Raw genomic sequence first — 3,761 nt, forward strand, 5'->3', positions numbered from 1 at the left:
GACGCGGGCCGAAGTTGACGAGCAGCTGATCTATGAAATCACCACCCATTTGTGGGAAAAGAAGCCCCAGATTTATCGAGAAAAGAAGGAGCCGGCCAGCGGCGCCGAGATGATGGCTGCAGCCCACGAGCAGGGAAAAAATGTAAGATTCGAAAATGCGTTGCTCGGCGTGACAGTTCCTCTCCACAAGGGTGCCTACAGATATTACAAGGAGAAGGGAATCCCGATCCCGCCGGCGCTCGTTCCACCCGAAGCGAAGTAAATTTGGCCGAGCGTTAGACGGTCCTGGCTTTTCCCGTAGAAAAATCGAAATCCCCATTTTCGGCCCCGCATAAAGGTTGGAGAGCCAATTTATGCGGGGTTTAATTATAAAGGCATGCGCAAAGGAGTAATTCTACTCTCAGGAATTCTGGCCCTGGGAGCTTTCCTTCTCCTCTACCCAATCTGGGTATTGATCTGTACCAAAAATGATCAAGTAATTTTTTTAAGGGTTGTCAAACCGGGGGATACGTTTCAACTGGCCTATCTCCATTCGGTGGCCTGGAGCGATGTCCGCGATTTTTTCCGCATCGACGCGGAATACCGCCTGGTCCTAACCGAGACCCTGTTCCAGGGGCAAGGAGCCGGTCTTCCTTATGGGGTATCCCCAGGCGAGCAATGGGTCCTAGAGGGGGACTGGTTTCGGATTACCGGGATGCGCCGCGTTGTGCCCTCCATTGATTGGCGAATTCAAGCGGAGTGGAAGAATCGTTTTCGTTTCCAGAATGCACCCGAAGTCGACGTATCCGCCCAAGTGGGAAATGGACTGATTCACATTCAAACGGAAAAGGTGCGTCTTATTTATTGGTTGGGATTTTATCTGCACCGCTTAATTCAAAGTAAATAGAAACCGGAAAGGGTAAAAAAACATGGCAAAGGAACAACCCTCCCAAGAAGAAAAGGTCATCGCCTACCAGGTCGATGAGGAAAAGGTCAAAGAGTTAGTCGAAACCTTTGACCCGGAGCTGCGCTTCCGTAAATTAAAGGGCCTGGCCGCGAAGGCGGCCCTGATCATGTGCATCATTCTTGCTCTATTCCATATCTACACTGCGGGTTTTGGCGTGCTCCAAGAATGGAAACACCGCTGTTTCCACTTCTCCTTTGTCCTTGCCCTTATCTACTTGGTCTATCCCACCCGGAAGATCAAAATCAAGAATCTCGGGTGGGCATGGACCTACGAAGCGATTTTTTCTTTCGTGGCCGGATCGATCTTGGCCATGGGATTTCAGAGTATCCTGAAGCTCGGTGCGGCCGCCACCGGGCTGGTCTTCGCCATCGGGTTCTTTTTGGCCTTCGCCATGAAAACGCGGGATCTTTTCCGGCCCCCAACCGTCCCCTATTTGGATTTGGCAGCTTCGATCGTCGGGTTGGGATTCTATGCCTATGGTTTTTTCACCGTTCTCCAGAATTGGAAAGATTATCTGGGAGAATCCGGTATTGGCTTCGCCACCTGGACTTTCTGTATTCTGGCTGCCCTGGGGATTCCTCTTCTTTTCATGCTCCGGGACGCCTTGCGGGCGATCTCCGGGAAGAAAAAATTCAAGCTGGACCCCCAAAAGATCCCCTATTTTGAAGTTACGCTGGCGATTTTGGCCTTTGCTTTTTCGAGCTACATCATATTCGACTTCGATCAGTTTATCTACCGTGCCGGTTATCCCAACACCAGGGACTTCATCCTGGGAAACTTTGCCATCCTTCTCATTCTGGAAGGAACCCGCCGGAGCATCGGAGTTCCCCTGGCCATCCTGGGACTCTTCTCCTTGGCCTACTGCTACCTGGGGCCTTACCTGGCCAACATTCCCGGCCTCTCCATACTCTCCCACCGGGGCTACTCCCCCACTCGCATCATCGACCAGATGTACCTCGGGACCGAAGGGATTTACGGAGTCCCCCTGGGAGTGGTCGCCACTTTTGTCTTCCATTTCGTTCTCTTCGGTATTTTCACCATGAAAACGGGGCTGGGGAAATTATTCATTGATCTGGCCACAGCCTTGGCGGGCTGGTCCGCGGGCGGTCCCGCAAAAGTGGCCATCGTGGCTTCCGGCCTGCTGGGTTGCATTTCCGGCTCATCGGTCGCCAATACGGTCACCACCGGGGCCTTCACCATCCCCATGATGAAGAAGATGGGGTACAAGAAGGAATTTGCCGGCGCGGTGGAGGCTGCGGCCTCGACGGGCGGACAATTCATGCCGCCCATCATGGGTGCCGCCGCTTTCATTATGGCCGAATTCTTGGGAATCTCTTACCTGACCATCGCCACCTGTGCCATCATACCGGCCATCTGCCATTTCTTTGGCGTTGGAGTCATGGTGCACTTCGAAGCTAAAAAGAACAATATGAAGGGAATTCCCCGAGATCAACTACCCAGCGTACCCAAACTCATCCGGGAAAACGGGATCTTGGTGATCCCTCTCATCATCATCATCTGGCTTCTGGTTACCGGATTTACCCCTTTCTTGGCGGCCTTCTGGGGAATTATCAGCTCGGTCGCCTTTGCGCAGACCGGACCCCGCACCAAGAGCTTTTTTGTCGCCGTGGCTGCCTCGGCTCCGGTTGTCCTCTTCTTGTGGAATCCTTTTGAAGGCCCCGTGCTTTGGACGGTTCTGTGGTTCGCTATCATTGTCGGAGGCCTCATTTGGACGCTGCGGGGGCTGGTGTTTTTCTATTGGATATGGGGGATTATTGCCATTGCCCTTTTGCTTTTTCTCCTGCAGCGGGGAACAGAACCCGGCCGCGCCGCCTTCTGGTGTAATTTCTTTGTCATCGTCGTCGGCCTCTTCTTGAAAGAAGGCCGCATGAAGATCGAGCACGTTTTGGATTGTTTGGAATGGGGGACGAAGAACGCCCTGGCCATCGGGGCTGCCTGCGCTGCCGTGGGATTCATCGTGGGGGCTACCACCTTAACCGGGCTTGGACTAAAACTCGCCTCGGCCACAATCGAGTTGGCCACAGCCACCGCGGCTATGGTGGATAAATTGGATTTCTTCAGTCTCTTTACGCTGGACCACACCACTCTCTTTTTCGTGCTGGCCTATACCGCCGTCGCCAGTTTGATTCTCGGGATGGGGCTGCCCACCACGCCCAACTACATCGTCGTTTCCATCATCGCCGCACCGGCGCTGCTGAAATTTGGCGTGGCCCCGCTGCTGAGCCATTTGTTTGTGTTTTATTTCGGAATCCTGGCCGATCTCACGCCGCCGGTTGCCGTGGCGGCGTACGCCGCATCAGGGATCTCTCAGGGGGACCCATTTAAAACGGGGGTCCGCGCATTTACCCTTGCCTGGGCCGGCATGTACGTTCCCTTTGCCTTCGTATTCAGTCCTATTCTCGTATTCATGCCGTATATTCTCCAAAAAACCCGGGCGCCTTTCCCTTATATGGAATTTATCTTTGTCCTCGCCACGGTCATCCTGGGAATTATCGCTCTTGGAGCCATCATTATCGGCTATTTCGGCAGAGATCGGCTGAGGCTTCCCCAACGTCTGCTCCTGGTCGTCGCCCTCATTGGCCTGTGGTGGCATGAACCGATTTCCAGCTATTTAGGCGCGGCTATTATGGGCGGAGTTTATTTTTGGCAATGCTACCGTAAGCCTAAAGGGGATCATAAAGTGTCCCAGTAGGCACTACCCGGCATCGAGGTCGATCCCGAGGCGTAAGATACTCGCTGGTTCTGTAACGAAATTTCCCTCTTCTGATTATCTGGCTCCTCTGGGGCTTTAATT

General features: G+C 53.4%; 3 protein-coding genes. All 3 read left to right on the forward strand.

The features are described 5' to 3' along the window. Positions 1–262 (forward strand): TAXI family TRAP transporter solute-binding subunit (locus Q7V48_02910; GenBank protein MDO9209687.1); only part of this gene is annotated, 262 nt, incomplete at its 5' end. Positions 263–376: 114 nt separating this feature from the next. Next, on the forward strand, positions 377–886 hold the full coding sequence (locus Q7V48_02915; GenBank protein ID MDO9209688.1) for a DUF1850 domain-containing protein: 510 nt from the start codon (positions 377–379) through the stop codon (positions 884–886). A gap of 22 nt (positions 887–908) precedes the next feature. Beyond that, a complete protein-coding gene (locus tag Q7V48_02920) occupies positions 909–3,659 on the forward strand; it encodes a TRAP transporter fused permease subunit (GenBank protein MDO9209689.1) in 2,751 nt (916 codons plus the stop codon). Positions 3,660–3,761 lie beyond the last annotated feature (102 nt).

The organism is Deltaproteobacteria bacterium, from assembly GCA_030654105.1.
In the GTDB taxonomy this organism is placed as follows: domain Bacteria; phylum Desulfobacterota; class SM23-61; order SM23-61; family SM23-61; genus JAHJQK01.

Coding starts and splice junctions, on each gene's coding strand:
- Q7V48_02920 (MDO9209689.1), top strand. CDS start 909: ATGGCAAAGGAACAACCCTCCCAAGAAGAAAAGGTCATCGCCTACCAG.
- Q7V48_02915 (MDO9209688.1), top strand. CDS start 377: ATGCGCAAAGGAGTAATTCTACTCTCAGGAATTCTGGCCCTGGGAGCT.